20 protein-coding genes are annotated in these 20596 nt (G+C 59.6%); 7 read left to right on the forward strand and 13 right to left on the reverse strand.

The window, feature by feature from the left end; genetic code table 11:
- Window positions 1-2: 2 nt before the first annotated feature.
- The 3 genes from PMI37_RS21795 to PMI37_RS21805 form a co-directional block, all read right to left on the reverse strand.
- On the reverse strand, window positions 3-1106 hold the full coding sequence (locus PMI37_RS21795) for an NADH:flavin oxidoreductase (RefSeq protein ID WP_008085025.1): 1104 nt from the start codon (window positions 1104-1106) through the stop codon (window positions 3-5).
- Between the two features lie 193 nt (window positions 1107-1299).
- Window positions 1300-1782: a glutathione peroxidase gene (locus PMI37_RS21800; protein ID WP_008085026.1), complete on the reverse strand. Its 483-nt coding sequence runs from the start codon at window positions 1780-1782 to the stop codon at window positions 1300-1302.
- 123 nt (window positions 1783-1905) lie between these two features.
- Window positions 1906-2391: an FKBP-type peptidyl-prolyl cis-trans isomerase gene (locus PMI37_RS21805; protein ID WP_008085027.1), complete on the reverse strand. Its 486-nt coding sequence runs from the start codon at window positions 2389-2391 to the stop codon at window positions 1906-1908.
- Here PMI37_RS21805 and PMI37_RS21810 point away from each other — a divergent pair.
- The 3 genes from PMI37_RS21810 to PMI37_RS21820 are packed head-to-tail and all read left to right on the forward strand — an operon-like array spanning window position 2360 to window position 5752.
- Window positions 2360-2686: a DUF3565 domain-containing protein gene (locus tag PMI37_RS21810; RefSeq protein WP_045123229.1), complete on the forward strand. Its 327-nt coding sequence runs from the start codon at window positions 2360-2362 to the stop codon at window positions 2684-2686. The two genes, PMI37_RS21805 and PMI37_RS21810, sit on opposite strands and share 32 nt — an antisense overlap.
- A gap of 60 nt (window positions 2687-2746) precedes the next feature.
- Complete coding sequence (gene pta, locus PMI37_RS21815) at window positions 2747-4846, forward strand: phosphate acetyltransferase (RefSeq protein WP_008085028.1); 2100 nt, start codon at window positions 2747-2749, stop codon at window positions 4844-4846.
- Window positions 4847-5752: an acyltransferase gene (locus tag PMI37_RS21820; RefSeq protein WP_008085029.1), complete on the forward strand. Its 906-nt coding sequence runs from the start codon at window positions 4847-4849 to the stop codon at window positions 5750-5752.
- Between the two features lie 179 nt (window positions 5753-5931).
- Here PMI37_RS21820 and cysN read toward each other — a convergent pair whose 3' ends face one another.
- The 3 genes from cysN to PMI37_RS21835 all read right to left on the reverse strand — a co-directional run bounded on the left by cysN (window position 5932) and on the right by PMI37_RS21835 (window position 9756).
- A complete protein-coding gene (cysN, locus tag PMI37_RS21825) occupies window positions 5932-7830 on the reverse strand; it encodes a sulfate adenylyltransferase subunit CysN (RefSeq protein WP_008085030.1) in 1899 nt (632 codons plus the stop codon).
- Between the two features lie 9 nt (window positions 7831-7839).
- Window positions 7840-8757 (reverse strand): sulfate adenylyltransferase subunit CysD, encoded by a 918-nt coding sequence (gene cysD, locus PMI37_RS21830; protein ID WP_008085033.1) that lies wholly within the window; start codon window positions 8755-8757, stop codon window positions 7840-7842.
- A 240-nt stretch (window positions 8758-8997) separates the two neighbouring features.
- Window positions 8998-9756 (reverse strand): Nif3-like dinuclear metal center hexameric protein, encoded by a 759-nt coding sequence (locus PMI37_RS21835; protein ID WP_008085034.1) that lies wholly within the window; start codon window positions 9754-9756, stop codon window positions 8998-9000.
- Window positions 9757-9859: 103 nt separating this feature from the next.
- Between PMI37_RS21835 and algW the strand changes: the two genes are divergently transcribed.
- From algW to PMI37_RS21855, 4 genes are all read left to right on the forward strand, one after another.
- Window positions 9860-11020 carry a Do family serine endopeptidase AlgW gene (gene algW / locus PMI37_RS21840; RefSeq protein WP_008085036.1) on the forward strand — a complete coding sequence of 387 codons (1161 nt, stop codon included), beginning with the start codon at window positions 9860-9862 and terminating at the stop codon, window positions 11018-11020.
- A 177-nt stretch (window positions 11021-11197) separates the two neighbouring features.
- A complete protein-coding gene (locus PMI37_RS21845) occupies window positions 11198-11662 on the forward strand; it encodes a hypothetical protein (protein WP_157173104.1) in 465 nt (154 codons plus the stop codon).
- Between the two features lie 95 nt (window positions 11663-11757).
- Window positions 11758-13863 carry a TonB-dependent siderophore receptor gene (locus tag PMI37_RS21850; protein ID WP_008085040.1) on the forward strand — a complete coding sequence of 702 codons (2106 nt, stop codon included), beginning with the start codon at window positions 11758-11760 and terminating at the stop codon, window positions 13861-13863.
- Window positions 13864-13875: 12 nt separating this feature from the next.
- A complete protein-coding gene (locus PMI37_RS21855; protein WP_008085042.1) occupies window positions 13876-14595 on the forward strand; it encodes a DUF4198 domain-containing protein in 720 nt (239 codons plus the stop codon).
- Between the two features lie 119 nt (window positions 14596-14714).
- Here PMI37_RS21855 and hisC read toward each other — a convergent pair whose 3' ends face one another.
- From hisC to PMI37_RS21890, 7 genes are all read right to left on the reverse strand, one after another.
- Window positions 14715-15767: a histidinol-phosphate transaminase gene (gene hisC / locus PMI37_RS21860; RefSeq protein ID WP_008085044.1), complete on the reverse strand. Its 1053-nt coding sequence runs from the start codon at window positions 15765-15767 to the stop codon at window positions 14715-14717.
- Between the two features lie 3 nt (window positions 15768-15770).
- Complete coding sequence (gene hisD, locus PMI37_RS21865; RefSeq protein ID WP_008085045.1) at window positions 15771-17108, reverse strand: histidinol dehydrogenase; 1338 nt, start codon at window positions 17106-17108, stop codon at window positions 15771-15773.
- A gap of 125 nt (window positions 17109-17233) precedes the next feature.
- The gene (gene hisG, locus PMI37_RS21870) at window positions 17234-17869 is read right to left on the reverse strand and encodes an ATP phosphoribosyltransferase (RefSeq protein WP_008085048.1); all 636 of its coding nucleotides are present in this window, start codon (window positions 17867-17869) and stop codon (window positions 17234-17236) included.
- A 124-nt stretch (window positions 17870-17993) separates the two neighbouring features.
- Entirely contained in the window at window positions 17994-19259 is a 1266-nt protein-coding gene (gene murA / locus PMI37_RS21875; protein WP_008085049.1) for a UDP-N-acetylglucosamine 1-carboxyvinyltransferase, read from the reverse strand.
- 22 nt (window positions 19260-19281) lie between these two features.
- On the reverse strand, window positions 19282-19521 hold the full coding sequence (locus tag PMI37_RS21880; protein ID WP_008085051.1) for a BolA family protein: 240 nt from the start codon (window positions 19519-19521) through the stop codon (window positions 19282-19284).
- Between the two features lie 115 nt (window positions 19522-19636).
- Window positions 19637-19942, reverse strand: coding sequence for an STAS domain-containing protein (locus PMI37_RS21885; protein WP_045123231.1), 306 nt, complete (start codon window positions 19940-19942; stop codon window positions 19637-19639).
- Window positions 19939-20586 carry an MlaC/ttg2D family ABC transporter substrate-binding protein gene (locus tag PMI37_RS21890; protein ID WP_008085055.1) on the reverse strand — a complete coding sequence of 216 codons (648 nt, stop codon included), beginning with the start codon at window positions 20584-20586 and terminating at the stop codon, window positions 19939-19941. Before PMI37_RS21890 ends, PMI37_RS21885 begins: the two co-directional genes overlap by 4 nt.
- Between the last annotated feature and the right edge of the window lie 10 nt (window positions 20587-20596).

Raw genomic sequence — 20596 nt, forward strand, 5'->3', positions numbered from 1 at the left:
GGTTAAACCAGGGTCATCAACGCCTCACGGCTGAACGGCAGGATGTCCTGCTCGCGCCCTTCGCGGACTTTCAGCGCCCAGTCCGGATCAACCAGCAGCGCACGCCCCACCGCCACCAGATCGAATTCCTCTTTGTTCAGACGCTCCAGCAGGTTTTCCAGGCTGGCCGGTTGCGCGACCTTGTCGGTGTTGACCATGAACTGCAGGAACTCACCGTCCAGACCAACACTGCCGACGGTGATGGTTGGTTTGCCAGTCAGCTTGCGCGTCCAGCCCGCCAGGTTCAGCTCGGAACCTTCGAACTCCGGCTCCCAGAAGCGGCGCGTCGAGCAGTGGAAAATATCCACACCTGCGTCAGACAACGGCTTGAGGAATTCGCCCAGCGCTTCCGGCGTTTGCACCAGACGCGCGGTGTAATCCTGCTGCTTCCACTGCGAGAAGCGGAAGATGATCGGGAAACCTTCGCCGACCGCCGCACGCACCGCCTGAATCAGTTCGATGGCAAAACGCGAGCGGTTGGCCAGGTTGCCGCCGTACTCGTCGGTGCGCTGGTTGCTGCCTTCCCAGAAGAACTGGTCGACCAGGTAACCGTGGGCGCCGTGGATTTCCACGCCGTCCATGCCGATGCTTTGTGCATCCTTGGCCGCTTGGGCGAAGGCTGCGATCACGTCCTGGATGTCTTGTTTAGTCATGCCGTGCACCACGACCTGACCGTCCTTGAGTTTTTCCGACGGGCCGTAACCCGGCACGCTGGCGTCCGGCTCGGTGCCGATGCGGCGCACACTGCCGACGTGCCACAGTTGCGGAACGATCTTGCCGCCTTCAGCGTGAACGGCGTCGACGACTTTTTTCCAGCCGGCCAAAGGCGCGTCGCCAAAGAATTGCGGCACGTTCGGGTAGCCATTGGAGGCGATGTGACCGACGGTGGTGCCTTCGGTGATGATCAGGCCAACGCCTGCGGCCGCACGACGGCGGTAGTACTCAATGACTTTCGAATTCGGCACGCCACCCGGGGAGAAAGAACGGGTCATCGGCGCCATGACCACGCGGGTCGGCAGTTCGAGGGCACCGAGGTGGAACGGTTTGAACAAGGCTTGGACAGGCATCGGGAGGCTCCACAGAGATAACTTTATGACGGCGATAATATGGAGAGCCGAGGCCTTTGAACAGCATTATTGATTTCGGTGATTAAGGATTAAAAGACGCAAAGCAAAAGATCGCAGCCTTCGGCAGCTCCTACATGGGATAACGTTTCCCTGTAGGAACTGCCGAAGGCTGCGATCTTTTGATCTTGCTGTTTCAGCTCAGCGCTTTTTCAATCGCATGCACAATGGTCGGATCATCCGGCGCCGTGCGCGGCGAGAACCGCGCCAACACGCGGCCGTCCTTGCCGAGCAAAAACTTCTCGAAATTCCAGGTGATGTCACCGGGAAACTCCGCGCCCTCGCCCGCCAGCAAGCGGTACAACTGATGACGATCATGACCGTTGACTTCGAGCTTGCTCGACAACGGGAACGTCACGCCATAGTTGAGGCTGCAGAAATCCTGGATTTCCTGTTCAGTGCCAGGTTCCTGGCCGGCAAACTGGTTGCACGGCAGGCCGAGCACGCTGAAACCTTTGCCCTTGAACTGCTGATAGAGGTTTTCCAGCGCCGCATACTGGGGGGTCAAGCCGCATTTGGAGGCGACGTTGACCACCAGCACGACTTGGCCCTTGAACGGTGCCAGCGGTAGCTCCTGACCATCCAGGGCTGTCAACTTAAGGTCGTGAAAAGCACTCATGACGAACTCCAAGATTCCCGTGTTCTACTCGAAACAGCCACTTGGCGAGACCACCAAGGACAGCCGCGGACTAAAAAGGCGCCCGCAGGCGCCTCTCCAGTACTCGAAGCTTAGCGCAGAAAATCAGTGGTGATGGCCACCTTCGCCATGGACGTGGCCATGAGCGATTTCTTCCTGGCTGGCGTCACGGATGTCAACGATCTTCACTTTGAAGTTCAGGCGCTGACCAGCCAACGGGTGGTTGCCGTCGACAGTCACGTCGTCGCCGTCGAGGTCACGGATGGTGACGATTTGCATCTGGCCGTCCGGCGCCGAAGCGTGGAACTGCATGCCGACTTCCAGCTCGTCAACGCCTTCGAACATGCTGCGGCTCAGGGTGCTGACCAGCTCGGCAGCGTATTCGCCGTAAGCGTCTTCCGGTTCAACGGAGACTTCCAGCTCGTCACCAACAGCTTTGCCATCCAGCGCTTTTTCCAGGCCCGGGATGATGTTGCCTGCGCCTTGCAGGTAGACCAGCGGAGCGCCGCCGGCGGAGCTGTCGATGACCTCACCAGCGTCGTTGGTCAGGGTATAGTCGATGGAGACAGCCTTATTGGCGGCGATCAGCATGGGGCGAGACCTTTTGCAGAAGAATATAGAAAGGCCAAGTTTAGCGAAGCAATCGCGCGAAAGCGAACACAACCCGGACAAACGGGTTTCGACGCTCACAGGCTTGCATCAGGACGAAGACGGTCATTGGGTCGCCGAGCTTTCCTGTGGCCACACCCAGCACCTGCGCCACCAGCCGCCGTGGCAATCACGCGCCTGGGTGCTGGACCCGGCGCAACGTATTGAAAAAATAGGCCAACCCTTTGCCTGCGGTTGGTGCGCACAGGGCTCGGTTAGCGATAACCTTGGCGACTGAATTTCGGTAGGCGATCACGTATAGATTGCCGCCATTGCCATGCAACTTTAGAGAATTCGCATGCAAACTTTTTTTATCGCCCCCACCGATTTTGGCGTGGGTCTGACCTCCATCAGCCTCGGGCTGGTGCGCACGCTTGAGCGTGCGGGCCTGAAAGTCGGGTTCTTCAAACCGATTGCCCAGCCGCACCCGGGCGACACCGGCCCCGAGCGCTCCACCGAACTGGTGGCCCGTACCCACGGCCTGAAACCGCCGCAACCGCTGGGCCTCGCTCACGTCGAGCGGATGCTCGGCGACGGCCAGCTCGATGAGCTGCTCGAAGAAATCATCACCCTGTATCAGCAAGCCGCCATCGGCAAGGATGTGCTGGTGGTCGAAGGCATGGTGCCGACCCGTAGCGCCAGCTACGCCGCGCGGGTCAACCTGCACCTGGCCAAAAGCCTCGATGCCGAGGTGATTCTGGTCTCGGCACCGGAAAACGAAGTGCTGGCCGAACTCTCCGGCCGCGTTGAATTGCAGGCGCAATTGTTCGGCGGGCCGAAAGACCCGAAAGTCCTTGGGGTGATCCTCAACAAGGTCAAGACCGAAGAAAGCATGGACGCCTTCGCCGCGCGTCTGAAGGAGCACTCGCCGTTGCTGCGCAGCGGTGATTTCCGCCTGCTCGGCTGCATTCCCTATCAGCCGGAACTCAACGCACCACGCACCCGCGACGTCGCCGACCTGATGGGCGCGCAAGTGCTCAACGCCGGTGATTACGAAACCCGGCGGATGACCAAAATCATCATTTGCGCACGGACCATGCGCAACACCGTCGAGCTGCTCAAGCCCGGCGTGCTGGTGGTGACCCCGGGCGATCGCGACGACATCATCCTCGCCGTCAGCCTCGCGGCGATCAACGGCGTGCCGCTGGCCGGCCTGTTGCTGACCAGCGACACCCTGCCCGATCCGCGCATCATGGATCTGTGCCGGGGCGCGTTGCAGGCCGGTCTGCCTGTGTTGTCGGTGAGCACTGGCTCGTATGACACCGCCAACCTGCTCAACGGTTTGAACAAGGAAATCCCGATCGATGACCGCGAGCGTGCGGAGATCATCACCGACTTCGTTGCCAGCCATCTCGACGCCAAATGGCTGCACCAGCGCTGCGGCACGCCACGGGAAATGCGCCTGTCGCCAGCGGTGTTCCGTTATCAATTGATTCAGCGCGCGCAAGCCGCGAACAAGCGCATCGTCCTGCCCGAAGGCAGCGAGCCGTTCACCGTGCAAGCGGCGGCGATCTGTCAGGAGCGCGGGATCGCCCGTTGTGTGTTGCTGGCGAAACCGGAAGACGTCGAAGCCGTCGCCCGCGCCCAAGGCATCGTCTTGCCGCCGGGGCTGGAGATTCTCGATCCGGACCTGATTCGCGAACGCTACGTCGAGCCGATGGTCGCCCTGCGCAAAACCAAAAGCCTCAATGCACCGATGGCCGAGCAGCAACTGGAAGACACCGTGGTGATCGGCACCATGATGTTGGCGCTGGATGAAGTCGACGGCTTGGTCTCGGGCGTGATCAACACCACCGCCAACACCATCCGCCCGGCCCTGCAGTTGATCAAGACCGCACCGGGCTGCACGCTGGTGTCGTCGGTGTTCTTCATGCTGTTCCCGGAAGAAGTGCTGGTGTATGGCGACTGTGTGATGAACCCGCACCCGAGCGCGACCGAACTGGCCGAGATTGCCCTGCAAAGCGCCGACTCGGCGGCGGCGTTCGGTATTACGCCGCGCGTGGCGATGATCAGTTATTCCAGCGGCGAATCGGCCACGGGCGAAGAAGTCGAGAAAGTCCGCGAGGCCACCCTGCTCGCCCACGAACAACAGCATTCGCTACTGATAGACGGCCCGTTGCAATACGACGCCGCGGCCAACGCCGAAGTCGCCCGGCAACTGGCGCCGAACAGTCAGGTCGCCGGTCGCGCCACGGTGTTCGTGTTCCCGGATCTGAACACCGGCAATACCACGCACAAAGCCGTGCAACGCAGCGCCGATTGCGTCAGCCTCGGGCCGATGCTGCAAGGCCTGCGCAAACCGGTGAACGATTTGCCGCGCGGCGCGCAAGTCGATGACATCGTCTACACCATCGCCCTTACCGCGATTCAAGCCGCCAACCGACCTATGGATGTGTAAATGCTGGATTTTCTACCTGCACCCGTGCGCGGCGTGATTGCCTCGCTGCTGTTGGCACTCAACACGATTCTGCTCTGCTCGTTTCTGTTCTGCGTGGCGCTGGTCAAGGCCTTGCCGTTCGCCTTGACCCAACGTATCGCCGGTTGGCTGATGAGCCACACCCACGAGGCCTGGATCAGCAATAACAAGGGCTGGATGAACCTGGTACGCCGCACGCGCTGGCACATCAGCGGCCTGCAAGGCCTCGATTACCAGCACTCGTACCTGATCACCAGCAACCATCAGAGCTGGGTCGATATTCTGGTGCTGCAATACGTGCTCAACCGCCGGATTCAGCCGCTGAAGTTCTTCCTCAAGCAGGAGCTGATCTGGGTCCCGGTGATTGGCCTGGCCTGGTGGGCGCTGGGCTTTCCGTTCATGAAACGTTACTCCAAGGCGTACCTGGCCAAGCACCCGGAGAAGAAAGGCAAAGACCTCGAAACCACGCGCAAGACCTGCGCGAAGTTTCGCAATAATCCGGTAGGGATTTTCAACTTCGTCGAAGGCACGCGCTTTACCGACGGCAAGCATGCGCAGCAGCAATCGCCGTTCAAGTATCTGCTCAAGCCCAAGGCTGGCGGGATTGCCTTTGTGCTCGATGCGATGGGCGAGCAGTTGGAGTCGATCGTCAACGTGACGATTCACTACCCGGCCGGGCGCCCGGGCTTCTGGGATTTGCTGTGCGGCAATGTGCGCGACGTGGTGGTGCACTTTGAAGAGCTGAAGATTCCGCAGCAGTTCATCGGCAAGAACTACGATCAGGACGGCGAGTATCGCCTGCAGTTCCAGGGCTGGATCAATCAGCTGTGGCTGGACAAGGATGCGCTGCTGGAACAGATGCACCGCGAATATCCAGCGAAGTCTTGAGGCGTCTGTTCCGGCCTCATCGCTGGCAAGCCAGCTCCCACAGGTTTCTCTGCGTTACACAATATTTGTGTGCGCTGAAAATCCCTGTGGGAGCTGGCTTGCCAGCGATAGCAATATCAAGGCAACAAAAAACCCGCCGATGATCTCTCATCAGCGGGTTTTGTTTTTCAGGCTAACGCTTAAATCGCGCCACGCTGACGCAGCAGATCCAGCACTTGCTTGACGCTTTCTTCCACACTCACCGTCTGCGTGTCGATCACCAGATCGGCATTCAGCGGCACGTCGTACGGGAAGGATTCGCCCGGGATGTTGTCGCCAGCGGCGGCATACAGGCCTTGCGGATCACGCTCGGCGCAGACGGCCGGCGAGGCCTGCACGTAGACGGTCAGCAGACGATCCTTGCCGATCAGGTCCTTGGCCTGTTCACGCCCTTCAGCGCTTGGTGCCACGAACGAGGCCAGGGTCAGCAGACCGGCTTCGTTGAACTGACGCGCCACGTGCGCGGCACGACGCCAGTTCTCGGTACGCCCGGCGCGATCCTGTGGCAGGCCTTTGTTCAGGTCCTGACGCAGGTTCTGGCCATCCAGCACAAACACCGCACGGCCCATGTCGAACAGCTTGCGCTCGACCGCGTAAGCCAGCGTGCTTTTGCCCGCGCCCGACAGGCCGCTGAACAGCACGGTTGCCGGTTGCTGGCCAAAGCGCTGAGCACGTTCTTCAGTCGCAACATGCGCCAGTTTGCCGTGGTGCGTGGCAGTGCCATGCGTCACTGGCTGCGCGACGATCATGCCGGCGCCGACGGTGCCGTTGGTCAAGCGGTCGATGATGATGAACGCGCCGGTGGTGCGGTTGCTGTCGTAACCGTCGAGGGCGATCGGCGCATCGAGCGCGATCTTCACCTTGCCGATTTCGTTGAGCTGCAACGCGCTCGCCGGGCCTTCTTCCAGGGTGTTCACGTCAACCTTGTTAACGATGCTGGCAATCGAGCCCGGCACGTAACTGGTGGCGCGTTTGATGTCGTATTTCTTGCCCGGCAGCATCGGCTCTTCAGCCATCCACACCAACATCGCTTCGAAGCTGTCGGTGACTGGCGGCACGTTGTCGGCGTGCACCAACAGGTCACCACGGGAGATGTCGATTTCGTCTTCCATGGTCAGCGTCACCGCCTGACCTGGACCGGCGTGTTCCAGCTCACCTTCGAAGGTGACGATGGATTTCACCCGGCTGCTCTTGCCCGACGGCAGCACCACGACTTCGTCACCCTTGTGCACGATGCCGCTGGCCAGCGTACCGGCGAAACCGCGGAAGTTCAGGTTCGGACGGTTGACGTATTGCACCGGGAAACGCAGATCGGTGAAGTTGCGATCGCCCGCCACTTCCACGGTCTCGAGGATTTCCATCAGCGACTGGCCTTTGTACCAAGGCGAGCGCTCGGACTTGTTGACCACGTTGTCGCCTTTGAGGGCAGACATCGGCACGAAGTGCATGCTGGTCGGCTTCATCTTCAAGCCTTCGGCGAACTTCAGGTAGTCAGCCTTGATCGACTCGAACACGCCTTCATCGAAGTCTTTCAAATCCATCTTGTTGATGGCGACGACGATGTGTTTGATCCCCAACAGGGAAGCAATGAAGCTGTGGCGACGGGTCTGAGTCTGCACGCCGTAACGCGCGTCGACAAGGATGATCGCCAGGTCACAGGTGGAGGCACCGGTGGCCATGTTGCGGGTGTACTGCTCATGGCCAGGGGTGTCGGCAATGATGAATTTGCGTTTCGCGGTGGAGAAGTAGCGGTAAGCAACATCGATGGTGATGCCCTGCTCACGCTCGGCCTGCAGGCCGTCGACCAGCAATGCCAGGTCGATGTCGTCACCGGTGGTGCCGACTTTCTTCGAATCGCGGGTAATCGCTTCGAGGTGATCTTCGTAGATCATTTTCGAGTCGTGCAGCAGGCGCCCGATCAGGGTGCTCTTGCCGTCATCGACGTTACCGCAAGTCAAAAAGCGCAGCAGCTCTTTACGTTCGTGCTGGCCCAGGTAGGCGAGGATGTCCTCGCTGATCAAATCAGATACGTGCGACATGACAACCCCTTAGAAATAACCCTGACGTTTTTTGTCTTCCATCGAGCCGGCGCCATCGTGGTCGATGACACGGCCCTGGCGCTCGGAAGTTCGCGTCAGGAGCATTTCCTGGATGATGTCCGTCAGCGTTTCGGCTTCGGACTCCACGGCGCCCGTCAACGGGTAGCAGCCCAGGGTACGGAAACGCACTTTCTTTTTGACGATGCGCGCTTTGTCTTCGTCGGACAGGTGCTCGAGGATGCGCTCGTCGTCGATCATGATCAGCGTGCCGTTCTTCTCGATCACTTCGCGTTCGGCGGCGAAGTACAGCGGCACAATCGGGATGCCTTCGAGGTAGATGTACTGCCAGATGTCCAGTTCGGTCCAGTTCGACAACGGGAACACACGGATGGATTCGCCCTTGTTGACCTTGCCGTTGTAGACGTTCCACAGCTCCGGACGCTGGTTTTTCGGGTCCCAGCGGTGCTTGCTGTCGCGGAACGAGTACACGCGCTCTTTGGCGCGGGATTTCTCTTCATCGCGACGGGCGCCGCCGAACGCTGCGTCGAAACCATGCTTGTCGAGTGCCTGTTTCAGGCCTTCGGTTTTCATGATGTCGGTGTGCTTGGCGCTGCCGTGGGTGAACGGGTTGATGTTCTGCGCCACGCCATCGGGGTTGATGTGGGTGATCAGGTCCAGGCCCAGTTCTTCGACCATCTTGTCGCGGAACTTGTACATCTCCTGGAATTTCCAGCGGGTGTCGACGTGCATCACCGGAAACGGCAGCTTGCCCGGGAAGAACGCCTTGCGTGCCAGATGCAGCATCACGGCGGAGTCTTTACCGATGGAGTACAGCATCACCGGGTTATCGAACTCGGCGGCCACCTCGCGGATGATGTGGATGCTTTCCGCCTCCAGCTGTTTCAGATGCGTCAGTTTGTCGACCATGGCTACTCACGAAAACTTTCTTATGAACGGCCAGCGGGCCGTGTTCGAGCGGGGAATCCTAGCACAGCGACCTTCTTCTAATCAGGACGCGGGCTAGAACGAAAGGGCATATGAATATGCCCACCAGTTCGGCCAACCCGCCCCTGTAGGAGCTGCCGAAGGCTGCGATCTTTTGATCTGGCCCTTTAAAAACAAGATCAAGAGATCGCAGCCTTCGGCAGCTCCTACAGAGGTCGTCAGTCAGATCGGGTTGGGGATGTCGATGAAGATGTGTTCGAGGGCGAAGCGTTTTGCCAGGTAGTCGCCCAGCGCCTGCACGCCGTAGCGTTCGGTGGCGTGGTGGCCGGCGGCAATGAAGCTGATATCGTTTTCGCGAGCGCTGTGGAAAGTCTGCTCGGACGCCTCGCCACTGAGGAATAAATCGACGCCCGCCGCGACGCCATGATCGATATAACCCTGACCACCGCCAGTGCACCAGCCGACCCGGCGAATCATCGGGCTGCCCTCGATCACCAGCGGCTCACGGCCCATGACGTCCTGCACCTTGCGGGCAAAATCGCGTGCGGTCATCGGGTCTTTCAACGAGCCGACCAGGCCGACGATTTTCAGGTTATCCGGGTCCAGCGGCCCTTCCACCGTGATATCCAACTGACGCGCCAGTTGCACGTTATTGCCCACATCCGGGTGCAGATCCAGCGGTAAGTGATAGGCGAGCAAGCTGATGTCGTGCTTGAGCAGCGTCTTCAACCGGCGCTGTTTCATCCCGGTGATGCACGGGTTTTCGCCCTTCCAGAAGTAACCATGATGCACCAGCACCAGATCGGCCCCGGCTTCCACGGCAGCGTCCAGCAAGGCCTGGCTGGCGGTCACGCCGCTGACAATGCGCATCACCTGCGGCCGACCTTCGACCTGCAAACCGTTGGGGCAATAGTCGGCAATTTTCGCACTGCCAAGGTAACGGTCGGCTTCTTCGACGAGGGTGCTGAGGGCAACGGCCATGAAAGACTCCTAAATATCCCGTTCCGAGGCACGCGCGGCCTCGTATAATGCGCGACATTATGGGCGGTCTGACCCCGCCTGCAACTTTTCCAGGACGTGCTTAATGTTCAAGGCGCTGCGTTTTATGGGCTGGCCGCTGTTGGCCGGTGTGCTTATCGCTCTGTTGATTATTCAGCGTTACCCGCAGTGGGTCGGGCTGCCGAGCCTCGACGTCAACCTGCAACAGGCACCGCAAACCACCAGCGTGCAGCAGGGCCCGGTGTCCTATGCCGATGCGGTGACCATCGCCGCGCCTTCAGTGGTCAACCTGTACACCACCAAAGTCATCAATAAACCGGCGCATCCGCTGTTTGAAGATCCGCAGTTCCGCCGTTTCTTCGGGGACAACTCGCCGAAGCAGAAACGCATGGAATCGAGCCTCGGCTCCGGCGTGATCATGAGCCCGGAAGGCTACATTCTGACCAACAACCACGTGACCAGCGGCGCCGACCAAATTGTCGTCGCCTTGAAGGACGGTCGCGAAACCCTCGCCCGGGTGATCGGCAGCGACCCGGAAACCGATCTGGCCGTCCTCAAGATCGACCTGAAAAGCCTGCCAGCCATCACCGTCGGTCGCTCCGACAACATCCGCATCGGCGACGTCGCGCTGGCCATCGGCAACCCGTTCGGCGTCGGCCAGACCGTGACCATGGGCATCATCAGTGCCACCGGGCGTAACCAGTTGGGCCTGAACAACTACGAAGACTTCATCCAGACCGACGCAGCGATCAACCCAGGCAACTCCGGTGGTGCGCTCGTCGATGCCAACGGCAATCTGACCGGCATCAACACGGCGATTTTCTCCAAGTCCGGCGGCTCGCAGGGCATCGGTTTTGCCATCCCGGTGAAACTGGCGATGGAAGTAATGAAGTCGATCATCGAGCACGGTCAGGTGATCCGTGGCTGGCTGGGCATTGAAGTGCAACCACTGACCCAGGAACTGGCCGAGTCGTTTGGCCTGTCCGGGCGCCCGGGGATTGTCGTCGCGGGGATCTTCCGCGATGGCCCGGCACAGAAGGCCGGCCTGCAATTGGGTGACGTGATTTTGAGTATTGATGGCGAACCGGCGGGTGATGGTCGTCGCTCGATGAACCAGGTCGCGCGGATCAAACCGACTGACAAGGTGACGATTCAGGTGATGCGTAACGGCAAGGAGCTGAAGCTCTCGGCTGAAATTGGCCTGCGTCCGCCGCCAGCGCCGGTGCAGGAAAAAGAAGAGAATTAAAAGCAAGCTGCCCCACCGCCCGTGACGGCAACTGCCGCTGCTGGAAGAACGCGATGTATTTCATACATCGCGTTTTTTTTGCCCGTCAGAACATCAATCGCTGAAACCTGCAGCGATAGCCTTGATAGCCAATAAAACTGAAAACCTGTCATATCCGACAGTATCGACGACAGCCCCTTGAGTTTTACGCTGATGCCGTCAAAACCAAATAATCAAAACATGGGGCTGAAAATGGACATTCGAGAAGCAACGAAAGGCTTGGAGCGTATGGGTTCAGGTTTTATTACGGTTAAGCGCGATGGTGGGGAGGAGCACAGGTTCACTGCTGTTGATCTGCACGATTTCGGCAATGACCAGGGAGGTGTAATGGTCGGGAGCGATGATGGAACCTATCACACGATCGGGTTTGGTTACCCGGCGCACTCCAAGGACGGAAGCCACAAGGCATATTACAAGAAGGACTTTTTCGATTCTTATATGACGTGGAGTTACAGCGACAAGGATGGTGGGACGCATGTTGCGGATGAAGGAGAATTGAACGTGACTTTCTCGAATCATCTCAACTCGGCGAAAGGCTCCTACAGTTTCGAGACGAAGGAAGGTACGAAGTTCGAGGGAACGTTCGACCTGAAAGCCGGCTGAAGCTTCACTCCGCTGCCACGCCAGCGGCGTGAATAAGAGACTTTCTCAAAAGGCATGTTATATTGTTTCAAATACGCCAATTGGAACAACATAACATGTCGTCTCGAACAAAGGCCTCCCTACTCGGCCTGAGCCTCGGTTTGCTGGTTGATCCAGCCTTTGCCGAAGAACCGCAACCCCTCGAACTCGACGCTATCAGTGTCGTCTCCGATTACGAATCGCCGACCGGCCCGGTAAAGGGTTACCGCGCTACTCGTTCGTCCAGCGCGACCAAAACCGACACCGCGATCCGCGATATTCCGCAGGCGATCAGCGTGGTGCCCGCCAGCGTGCTTAAGGATCTGGGCAGCACCAGCGTCGAGCGCGCATTAGATTTTGCTGGCGGCGTGTCGAAGCAGAACAACTTCGGCGGCCTGACACTGTACGAATACAGCGTGCGCGGCTTCACCACCTCGGAGTTCTACAAGGACGGTTTCAGCGCCAATCGCGGTTATCCGAGCACGCCGGATGCGGCCAACATCGAGCGCATTGAGGTGCTCAAAGGCCCGGCGGCCAGCCTGTACGGTCGAGGCGATCCGGGCGGCACGGTGAACATCGTCACCAAGAAACCGCAGCCCGAAGCCTTTACCACGCTGCAAACCAGCGCCGGCAGTTGGGATCGCTATCGCACTGCGCTGGACGTCAACACGCCGCTGGATGATCAGGGCGATGTGCTCTCGCGGATCAACCTCGCGGTCGAGGACAACAACAGTTTTCGCGACCACGTCGACAGCAAGCGCGTGTTCGTCGCACCTTCGATCAGTTGGCAACTGAACCCGGACACGTCGTTGTTGGTGGAAAGTGAAATCGTCCGCCACAGCTCCACGTTTGATCGCGGCATCGTTGCGCCGAACAACACATGGAGCGGCGTGTCGCGCTCGACCTTCCTCGGTGAACCCAACGACGGCAACATCGATAACCACAACAACCTGCTGCAAGCGACCCTCGAGCATCACCTCAACGACAGCTGGAAGTTGCGCCTGGCCAGTCATTACAAGGACGGCAAACTCTGGGGTTTCGCCTCGGAAGCGCGTGCGCTGAACGCCGACGGCCACACCGTCAACCGCCGCTATCGCGAGCGCGACACCAACTGGCACGACAGCATCACCCAGCTTGAGCTGCGTGGCCTGTTCGACCTTGGCCCTTGGCAGCACGAACTGCTGATCGGCACCGAATACGAAAACTTCCGTAAGAACGAGCGCGTCACCACGATTGCTGGCGGCCCCTACGCGATCGACATCTACAACCCGATCTACGGCCAGCCGAAACCCAACGGTGCACGTTCGGGCACGGATACGTTCGAACACGTCGAAAGCCATGCGCTGAACCTGCAGGATCAAATCATCTTCACCGACAAACTGCGCGGGATGATCGGTGCGCGTTTCGAACATTTCGATCAACACATCGACGATCACAGCCGCAACTCCACGAGCAACCAACGGCATGACGCCCTCACCCAACGCGCTGGTCTGCTCTATCAACTGACGCCGCAAACCGGTCTGTTCGCCAACGCCTCGACCTCGTTCAAACCGAACAATGGCCTCGACGCGTCCGGCAAATCCTTTGACCCGGAAGAAGGCGTCGGCTACGAAGTCGGCATCAAGAACGAGCTGTTCGACGAGCGCCTGAGCAGCACCCTCGCCTTCTTCCACATCGACAAGGAAAACGTCCTCGCCCTCGACCCTGGCACCGACACCAGCCGCGCGATGGGCAAGGCGCGCAGTCGCGGCTTCGATTGGCAAGTCACCGGGCAAGTCACCGATGCGGTGCGGGTGATCGGCGCCTTCGCTTACATCGACGCCGAAGTCACTCAGGGTGACGCGGTGATTCCCACCGGCAGCCGCATCCTTGGCGTGGCCAAACGCAGCGGCAGTCTGCTCGGGGTGTATGAATTTCAGGATGGCCGTTTGCGCGGCTCGGACGTCGGCGCGGCGTTCACTTATGTAGGCGATCGCTCAGGTGAATCCGGCAGCGATTTTCAATTGCCGGCCTATCACACCGTCGACCTGCTGGCCCACTACAAGGCCAGCGACAACGTCACCGTCGGCCTGAACCTGAACAATCTCTTCGACGAAAAGTATTACGAGCGCTCGTACAGCAATTACTGGGTCAACCCCGGCGAGCCGCGCAATTTCACCGTCAGCCTGACACTCAATCTGTAAAAGGACGTCACCATGCAATACGGCAAAACCCTCGTGCTCATCGCCGCCCTGTTCGCCGGCCAAGTCTCGGCTCATGGCCTGTGGACCGAACAACGGCGCGGCAATATCGAAGTGATCTACGGCCATGGCGCCGAAGACAACGCGTTCAAGGCGCAAAAAATCAGCGGCGCCTGGGCTTATGACGCGGGCGGCAAGATGATTCCGGTGAGCGTTGAGCGGCTCGCCGATCACGCACGTTTGAAACCGCTGAAGTCGCCTGCGGTGATGGCCGTGGCGCTGAATAACGGCATGTGGTCGCAGATGGCTGACAAGAAGTGGGTCAATGAAGGCCGCAGCAAAGTACCGGGCGCTATTGAGGCAACCGAGACATTCAAATACAGCCTGGCGATTTATCAGCCGGGGGCGAAGTTGCCGAAGCTGGATCAGATCAAGCTGCTGATTTTGCCGGAGGTTGATCCACTGACGGTGGGGCCGGGGAAATCATTGCCGGTGCGGGTGTTGCTCGATGGCAAGCCGGCGGCCGGGGTGAAGTTGATTGGCGACTATCGCAGCGCGCCGAACACCCTGAGCACCGAGACCGACAAGGATGGCCGCGCGCAGGTGCTGGTGCGAAATGAAGGGTTGAACGTGATTGCGGCGCAGGTTGAGGTGCCAGTCAAGGACAGTGCTGATGTGAACAGTCGCGGCTTGTTCAGCTCACTGACCTTTCTTGGCGAACCACATCACGAGTAATCATCACAAATCCCCTGTAGGAGTGAGCCTGCTCGCGATTGCGGTGTGTCATTCAACTCACATGTTGAATGCTGAAACGCATCGCGAGCAGGCTCACTCCTACAGGGTGCAGCGGTGGTTTAAAGCTCGCCCAGGCCGTCGATCAGCGCCTGATTCTGCTCCGGCGTGCCAATCGAGATCCGCAGGAACTGTGCAATCCGCTCCTGCTTGAAGTGCCGCACAATCACGCCCTGCTCGCGCAATTTCGCCGCCAGCCCCGCCGCATCATGCTGCGGATGCCGGGCGAAGATGAAGTTCGCCGCCGACGGCAGCACTTCAAAACCCTTGGCCTGCAACTGCGCGATCACCCACTCGCGGCTCTCGATCACCAGACGGCAGGTCTTGTCGAAATACTCGCGATCTTCGAACGCGGCAGCAGCACCGACAATCGCCAGACGATCCAGCGGATAGGAGTTGAAGCTGTTCTTGATCCGCTCCAGCGCCTCGATCAAGTCCGGATGCCCGACCGCCAGACCCACGCGCAAACCGGCCAGCGAGCGCGATTTGGACAGGGTCTGCGTCACCAGCAGGTTCGGATAACGATTCACCAGACTGATCGCTGTCTCGCCGCCGAAGTCGATGTACGCCTCATCCACCACCACGACTGAATCCGGGCTGGCCTTGAGGATTTGTTCAACCGCGTCCAGCGCCAGCAGGCACCCGGTCGGTGCGTTCGGGTTAGGGAAGATGATTCCGCCATTTGGCCTGGCGTAGTCAGCCGGGTCGATCTGGAACTGCGCGTCCAGCGGCACCGCATCGTATTGGATGCCGTACAACCCGCAGTAAACCGGATAGAAGCTGTAGCTGATGTCCGGGAACAACAACGGCTGATCATGCTGCAGCAAACCGTGGAAAATGTGCGCGAGCACTTCGTCCGAACCGTTACCGAGAAACACTTGATTGCTCTGTACGCCGTAGTAGTTGGCGACGGCAGTTTTCAGCAGATCGCTGTTCGGATCCGGGTACAGGCGCAGGTTGTCGTTGAGTTCGACCTGCATCGCCGCCAAGGCTTTTGGCGATGGCCCGTACGGGTTTTCGTTGGTGTTGAGCTTGACCAGTTTGGTCAGCTTCGGCTGTTCGCCCGGCACGTATGGCACCAGATCCTTGACGAACGGGCTCCAGAATTTACTCATGCTTTATTCCCCCTGCCCTTGAAGAAAGTCTGCGTCTTTGATGCGGTATTCGGCGCTGCGCGCGTGCGCACTCAGCGATTCGCCACGGGCCAGCACGGAGGCGGTTTTACCCAACTCGGAAGCACCGGCCTCGGAGCAGAAGATGATCGACGAACGCTTCTGGAAGTCATACACACCCAGTGGCGAAGAGAAACGCGCGGTGCCGGAGGTCGGCAATACGTGGTTCGGGCCTGCGCAGTAGTCGCCCAGCGCTTCGGAAGTGTGACGGCCCATGAAGATCGCGCCGGCGTGGCGGATCTGCGGCAGCCAGGCCTGTGGGTCAGCAACCGACAATTCCAGGTGCTCCGGGGCGATGCGGTTGGCGACTTCGATGGCTTGGGCCATGTCCTTCACGTGAATCAACGCACCACGACCATTGATCGAGGTTTCGATGATGGTCGCGCGATCCATGGTCGGCAGCAGTTTGTCGATGCTGGCGGCGACCTTGTCGAGGAACTCGGCGTCCGGGCTGACCAGAATCGCCTGCGCGTCTTCGTCGTGCTCGGCTTGCGAGAACAGATCCATGGCGATCCAGTCCGGATCGGTCTGGCCGTCGCACACCACGAGGATTTCCGAAGGGCCGGCGATCATGTCGATGCCAACCTGACCGAACACGTGGCGCTTGGCCGTGGCGACATAAATGTTGCCCGGGCCAACCACTTTGTCGACTTTCGGCACGCTTTCGGTGCCATAAGCCAAGGCAGCAACGGCTTGCGCGCCACCGATGGTGAACACGCGGTCGACGCCGGCGATGCACGCGGCGGCCAACACCAACTCGTTGATTTCACCACGAGGGGTCGGCACGACCATGACCACTTCGGTCACGCCGGCGACTTTGGCCGGAATCGCGTTCATCAATACCGACGACGGATACGACGCCTTGCCGCCCGGCACATAGAGACCGGCGCGATCCAGTGGCGTGACCTTCTGGCCCAGCACGGTGCCGTCAGCCTCGGTGTAGCTCCAGGAATCCTGCTTCTGTTTTTCGTGGTAGCTGCGCACGCGGGCGGCGGCTTTTTCCAGCGCTTCGCGCTGTGGCACGGTGATGCGCGTCAGCGCCAGTTCCAGGCGCTCGCGCGGCAGGATCAGGTCAGCCATCGAAGCGACTTCGAGGCCGTCGAACTTCTCGGTGAACTCGACCAGCGCCGCGTCACCGCGTTCGCGCACAGCCTTGATGATGTCCAGCACCCGCTGATTGACCGAGTCGTCAGACACACTTTCCCAGCTCAGCAGATGATCCAGATGATGCGCGAAATCCGGGTCAGCAGCGTTGAGTCGGCGAATTGCAGTCGTTGCGGTCATAGCGAGAGCCTCATAGGAATGGCAAAAACTCAGGCGCCCTAACTTAGCAGTCGTTTCCGCTTGGGCACCTGAGATTCTGGCTATGAGGCGGATAGACGGGCGCGACTTAACGTCGCGCAGGTGAATCAGCCGCGGTGTCGCGATTCCACTGCGTTGCGCAGGGTATCGATCAACGCCTGGATTCGGGCGTGTTGCATTTTCATCGAAGCCTTGTTGACCACCAGGCGCGAGCTGATCGTGGCGATCAGTTCCTGAGGTTCCAGGCCGTTGGCGCGCAAAGTGTTGCCGGTGTCGACCACGTCGATGATCTTGTCCGCCAGACCGATCAGCGGCGCCAGTTCCATCGAGCCATAGAGCTTGATGATGTCGACCTGACGGCCCTGCTCGGCGTAGTAACGCTTGGCAACGTTGACGAACTTGGTCGCCACGCGCAGACGGCCCTTGGGCTCGGCCGCACCGATCTTGCCGGCGGTCATCAGCTTGCACTGGGCGATTTGCAGGTCCAGTGGCTCGTACAGGCCCTGGCCGGTGTATTCCATCAGCACGTCTTTACCAGCGACGCCGAGGTCGGCCGCGCCATGCTCGACATACGTCGGCACGTCAGTGGCGCGCACGATCAGCAGACGTACGTCTGGCTGAGTCGTAGGAATAATCAGCTTGCGGCTCTTGTCCGGATTCTCGGTCGGCACGATGCCCGCTTCGGCGAGAAGCGGCAGGGTGTCGTCAAGGATGCGGCCCTTGGACAGTGCGATGGTCAACATGGGAAACGTCAGTCCTTATCAAGGTACTCATGTCCGGTCGCAATCGGCGCCGGACACACATCGAGCCGGAAACCGGCTCGACTCTTAAAATCAGTGGACACGTCCCTGTGTCCCAATGCAGCAATCAGCCCGGAACGCGACGGATCTTGGCGCCCAGCATCTGCAGCTTTTCTTCGATGCACTCGTAACCACGGTCGATGTGGTAGATGCGGTCGATCAGCGTGTCGCCTTCGGCAACCAGTGCCGAGATCACCAGGCTGGCCGAAGCTCGCAGGTCGGTGGCCATGACTGGCGCGCCTTTCAGCACTTCAGTACCGGTGACGATGGCAGTGTTGCCTTCGACCTGGATCTTGGCGCCCATGCGGTGCAGCTCGTACACGTGCATGAAACGGTTTTCGAAGATCGTCTCGATTACCGCACCAGTGCCTTCGGCAATGGCGTTGAGCGAGATGAACTGCGCCTGCATGTCAGTCGGGAAAGCCGGGTACGGCGCGGTGCGCACGTTGACTGCTTTCGGACGCTTGCCGTGCATGTTCAGCTCGATCCAGTCCTCACCGCAGGTGATTTCTGCGCCGGCTTCACGGAGTTTTTCCAGAACGGCTTCGAGGATGGTCGGATCCGTGTCCTTGACCTTGACGCGGCCACCAGTGACGGCAGCAGCCACCAGGTAGGTGCCGGTTTCAATACGGTCAGGCATGACTTTGTAGAAGCACGAACCCAGACGCTCGACGCCATCAATGGTGATGGTGTCGGTGCCGGCGCCGGAAACCTTGGCGCCCATGGCGTTAAGGAAGTTCGCCAGGTCAACCACTTCAGGTTCGCGGGCGGCGTTCTGCAACACGCTGCGGCCCTTGGCCAGAGCAGCGGCCATCATGATGTTCTCGGTACCGGTCACACTGACGGTGTCGAAGAAGAAGCTTGCACCGCGCAGGCCACCTTCAGGCGCCTTGGCCTTGATGTAGCCGCCTTCGACGTCGATCACCGCGCCCATGGCTTCGAGACCACGGATGTGCAGGTCGACCGGACGCGAACCGATGGCGCAACCGCCAGGCAGTGCAACTTCGGCTTCACCGAAACGGGCAACCATCGGGCCCAGTACCAGGATCGACGCACGCATGGTTTTCACCAGTTCGTACGGGGCGATCAGGGTCTTGATGGTGCGCGGGTCGATTTCGACGCTGAGTTTCTCGTCGATCACCGGCTCAATGCCCATGCGACCGAACAGCTCGATCATGGTGGTGATGTCGTGCAGGTGCGGCAGGTTGCCAACGGTCACCGGGCCATCGCACAGCAGGGTGGCAGCCAGGATCGGCAGGGCAGAGTTCTTTGCCCCGGAAATGCGGATCTCGCCATCAAGGCGAGCGCCACCGGTAATAATCAATTTATCCATAAGAATCTCGACGCCCTTAGGCTCAGGTGCGCTCGGCCCAGGCCGCGCTGCTGAAAAATTTCATAGTGACCGCATGGATGCTGCCATCGGTGATCCATGGGTTCAAATGGGCATAGACCTGCTGCTGACGCTTCACCGGGCTCAACGCCGCCAGTTCATCGCTAATCACGTTCAGCTGGAAATTGCAGCCTTCGCCCTCAACTTCTACCAACGTTCCGGGCAGCTTTCCTTCAAGGAAGCTCTTCACTTCTACGGCCTGCATGCTCAACCTCAATCGGCGCCCTGTGCGCACGGGTCGGACATCATACAAAAAAGCCCCGCGCCTGCGAACCCCGCATGGCAGGACTCTGACGGGGGGCTTCTTTATAGATGTGGGTTCAGGGGTGCGCCAACAGTTCGGTCAATTCACTGACCTGAGCAATTTCGCGCATGTCTTCGGGCATTGCGCGGATGCTGACAGCCTTGCCGGCCGCCTTGGCATCGCGCATGAAGCACAGCAGCAACGACAAGCCGACGCTGCTGGACTTTTTCACCGCCGAGCAATCGATCACCAGCGATGCCGCTTTACTGGACTTGATCAGTGCCTGGCCTTCCTTGCGCAAGTCAGGGCCGGTGCGGTAATCCAGCACTCCGCTGAGCAGAAGCTCGTCGACATCACTCATACGAACTGCGGCCTCACTCATTGTGCTGGGTTCTTTTCGGTGGATTCCTTGGCCTTGGCCACTTCACCGGCCCAACCATTGATGGTCTTGTCCAGGTCGTTGCCATTACGCTGCATCGCGTCGGCGAACTGATCACGGAACAGCTTGCCGATGTTGATGCCGTTGATGATCACGTTGCGCAGTTTCCACTCGCCATTGATCTTCTCCAGCGTGTACTGCACAGGATAGATCGCGCCGTTGCTGCCCTTGACGGTCATGTTGACGCTGGTGCGATCACCCGACTCGTCCTTCGCCGGATCAACGGTAATGCCCTGGTTGTTGTACTCGAGCAAGGCGTTGCCGTAGAACTGGAACAGGCCTTTCTTGAAGTTTTCCTGGAAGGTCTGCATCTGCGCCGGCGTGGCCTTGCGCGAATACTTGACCGTCATGATGCTCTTGGAAATGCCTTCGGCGTCCACCACCGGCCCGACGATGCTGTTGAGCGCCGCGTAGAAATCAGTCGGATCCTGCTTGTATTTCTCTTTGTTGGCCGCCAGATCGGCCAGCAACCGGTTGGTTGTGTCCTGAACCAGATCGTGTGCCGAAGTCGCAGCCGCCACGGCGTTACCCATCAACGGCAAGGCCGCCAACAGCACCAACAGGCTGCGTCGCAAGATAGAGATCATTCAAAAGCTC

The sequence above is a fragment of the Pseudomonas sp. GM80 genome, assembly GCF_000282515.1.
Taxonomy (GTDB): Bacteria; Pseudomonadota; Gammaproteobacteria; order Pseudomonadales; family Pseudomonadaceae; genus Aquipseudomonas.

Excerpts from the sequence above, each read along its gene's own strand:
- PMI37_RS21820 (WP_008085029.1), top strand. The coding sequence starts at position 4,847 with ATGCTGGATTTTCTACCTGCACCCGTGCGCGGCGTGATTGCCTCGCTG.
- hisG (WP_008085048.1), bottom strand. The coding sequence starts at position 17,869 with ATGTTGACCATCGCACTGTCCAAGGGCCGCATCCTTGACGACACCCTG.
- pta (WP_008085028.1), top strand. The coding sequence starts at position 2,747 with ATGCAAACTTTTTTTATCGCCCCCACCGATTTTGGCGTGGGTCTGACC.
- PMI37_RS21885 (WP_045123231.1), bottom strand. The coding sequence starts at position 19,942 with ATGAGTGAGGCCGCAGTTCGTATGAGTGATGTCGACGAGCTTCTGCTC.
- PMI37_RS21890 (WP_008085055.1), bottom strand. The coding sequence starts at position 20,586 with ATGATCTCTATCTTGCGACGCAGCCTGTTGGTGCTGTTGGCGGCCTTG.
- PMI37_RS21855 (WP_008085042.1), top strand. The coding sequence starts at position 13,876 with ATGCAATACGGCAAAACCCTCGTGCTCATCGCCGCCCTGTTCGCCGGC.
- PMI37_RS21805 (WP_008085027.1), bottom strand. The coding sequence starts at position 2,391 with ATGCTGATCGCCGCCAATAAGGCTGTCTCCATCGACTATACCCTGACC.
- PMI37_RS21810 (WP_045123229.1), top strand. The coding sequence starts at position 2,360 with ATGGAGACAGCCTTATTGGCGGCGATCAGCATGGGGCGAGACCTTTTG.
- PMI37_RS21800 (WP_008085026.1), bottom strand. The coding sequence starts at position 1,782 with ATGAGTGCTTTTCACGACCTTAAGTTGACAGCCCTGGATGGTCAGGAG.
- PMI37_RS21880 (WP_008085051.1), bottom strand. The coding sequence starts at position 19,521 with ATGCAGGCCGTAGAAGTGAAGAGCTTCCTTGAAGGAAAGCTGCCCGGA.
- cysD (WP_008085033.1), bottom strand. The coding sequence starts at position 8,757 with ATGGTCGACAAACTGACGCATCTGAAACAGCTGGAGGCGGAAAGCATC.
- PMI37_RS21835 (WP_008085034.1), bottom strand. The coding sequence starts at position 9,756 with ATGGCCGTTGCCCTCAGCACCCTCGTCGAAGAAGCCGACCGTTACCTT.
- hisD (WP_008085045.1), bottom strand. The coding sequence starts at position 17,108 with ATGACCGCAACGACTGCAATTCGCCGACTCAACGCTGCTGACCCGGAT.
- algW (WP_008085036.1), top strand. The coding sequence starts at position 9,860 with ATGTTCAAGGCGCTGCGTTTTATGGGCTGGCCGCTGTTGGCCGGTGTG.
- PMI37_RS21795 (WP_008085025.1), bottom strand. The coding sequence starts at position 1,106 with ATGCCTGTCCAAGCCTTGTTCAAACCGTTCCACCTCGGTGCCCTCGAA.
- hisC (WP_008085044.1), bottom strand. The coding sequence starts at position 15,767 with ATGAGTAAATTCTGGAGCCCGTTCGTCAAGGATCTGGTGCCATACGTG.
- PMI37_RS21850 (WP_008085040.1), top strand. The coding sequence starts at position 11,758 with ATGTCGTCTCGAACAAAGGCCTCCCTACTCGGCCTGAGCCTCGGTTTG.
- cysN (WP_008085030.1), bottom strand. The coding sequence starts at position 7,830 with ATGTCGCACGTATCTGATTTGATCAGCGAGGACATCCTCGCCTACCTG.
- murA (WP_008085049.1), bottom strand. The coding sequence starts at position 19,259 with ATGGATAAATTGATTATTACCGGTGGCGCTCGCCTTGATGGCGAGATC.